1 protein-coding gene is annotated in these 1,886 nt (G+C 32.0%); it reads right to left on the bottom strand.

Annotated features, from left to right (window positions below):
• Positions 1-66: 66 nt before the first annotated feature.
• On the bottom strand, positions 67-1,602 hold the full coding sequence (gpmI, locus tag Q0370_RS01500; protein ID WP_299571155.1) for a 2,3-bisphosphoglycerate-independent phosphoglycerate mutase: 1,536 nt from the start codon (positions 1,600-1,602) through the stop codon (positions 67-69).
• Positions 1,603-1,886 lie beyond the last annotated feature (284 nt).

Genomic DNA, 1,886 nt, shown 5'->3' with positions numbered 1-1,886 from the left:
AAAAAATCTCTCTAAATATTTTATTAGAGAGATTCCTAAATTAAAAGTTATTTAATTTAATTGAAATTATTTTACTATTAAAGTGCTTCCATCCATTTCAGCTGGTTTTTCTAATCCTAATAAATCAAGCATTGTTGGAGTAATATCAGCCAGTTTTCCATCTGTTCTCAATTTTGTATCCTTCATATCGTTTGTAATGAAAATGAATGGAACTGGATTTACAGTGTGTGCTGTATGAGGCTCTTTAGTTTCAGGATTTACTAATAAGTCAGCATTTCCGTGATCTGCTGTAATTAATACTGCACCATCAAGTTCCAATACTTTTCTTACAATTTGTCCTGTACAGTTGTCTACTGCTTGACAAGCTTGAATAACAGCATCAACATTTCCTGTATGTCCAACCATGTCAGGATTTGCGAAGTTTAATACAACTGTGTCAACTTTTCCAGTATTTAATTCTTTAATTAGGTTCTCTTTAACTTCATAAGCACTCATTTCAGGCTGTAAATCATAAGTTGCAACTTTTGGTGAATCAGACAATAATCTGATTTCTCCTGGATATGGCTCCTCTTTTCCACCATTGAAGAAGAATGTAACGTGTGCATATTTTTCAGTTTCTGCTGTTCTTACTTGAATTAATCCAGCTTTTGATACAACTTCCCCAAATCCATTTATAATTGTTTCAGGCGGGAATGCCACTGGTGAACTGAATGTTGCATCATATTGAGCCATTGTAGCAAAGTTTACTTTAGGATAAACTTTTCTTGTAAATCCATTAAACTCAGGGTCAACAAATGTTCTAGTCAATTGTCTAGCTCTATCAGGTCTAAAGTTTGCAAAAATAACACCATCTCCATCTTTAATTAATCCATTGTCTTTTGAACCAATTTTAACAGGTTTTACAAATTCGTCTGTAATTCCTTCTGCATAAGAATTTCTGATTGCCTCGTCAGCAGTAGCTGCCAAGTTTCCTTCTCCAGAAGTTAGGGCATTATAGGCAAGTTCCACTCTGTCCCAGTTATTATCTCTATCCATTGCATAATATCTTCCTACAACTGTAGCAATTTTTCCTACACCAAGTTCATCCAATGCTTTTTGCAATTGAGCTAAATATTCCACTCCACTTTCAGGGGCAGTATCTCTTCCATCCATAATCGCATGAACATAAACTTCTGTAAGTCCTTTTTTCTTAGCCATATCAACTAACCCAATTAAGTGGTCAATGTGACAGTGAACTCCACCATCAGAAGTTAATCCTGTAATATGTAAAGCTTTTCCATTAGCTTTTGTAGTTTCCATAATATCTGATAACACTTTATTTTCTAAAATTGTACCTTCTTTAATAGCTTTTGAGATTTTTGGCAACATTTGGTAGACAACTCTTCCAGCACCAATATTTGTATGCCCAACTTCAGAATTTCCAAACTGTCCTTCAGGCAGCCCAACAAATTCTCCATCTGCTCTCAATTCAGTATGAGGATACTCTTTAAGATATTTGTTAAAATTAACTGGATGAGCCAATTTTACTCCATCAACTTCATTATCGTGATGATTCATCCCCCATCCATCCAAAATTATTAAAACTACTGGTCTTTTTTTCATAATCTTTCTTCCTTCCATTTTTTAAATAACTTTCTTTTCCTATGTCTATTATACAGATTTTTTCTAAATTTATCAAGGAATTTGAATAAAAAATTTCTCTTTCTTTTTTTATATACCTATTGAAAAAATTATTGTTAATGGATTTTCTTTATATAATTCATATATTTTTTCTTTTTTTATACGTAAAGGGGAACAATCACTATTTTAATTCACTTATGAACAATTATTTTCAATTAAAATTATAATTCTTTATTTAATAAGCAAAATTTCGTTAGAAGAAAAAT

The sequence above is a fragment of the uncultured Leptotrichia sp. genome, assembly GCF_938036635.1.
In the GTDB taxonomy this organism is placed as follows: domain Bacteria; phylum Fusobacteriota; class Fusobacteriia; order Fusobacteriales; family Leptotrichiaceae; genus Leptotrichia; species Leptotrichia hongkongensis.
This window is presented reverse-complemented; position numbering and strand designations above follow the sequence as displayed.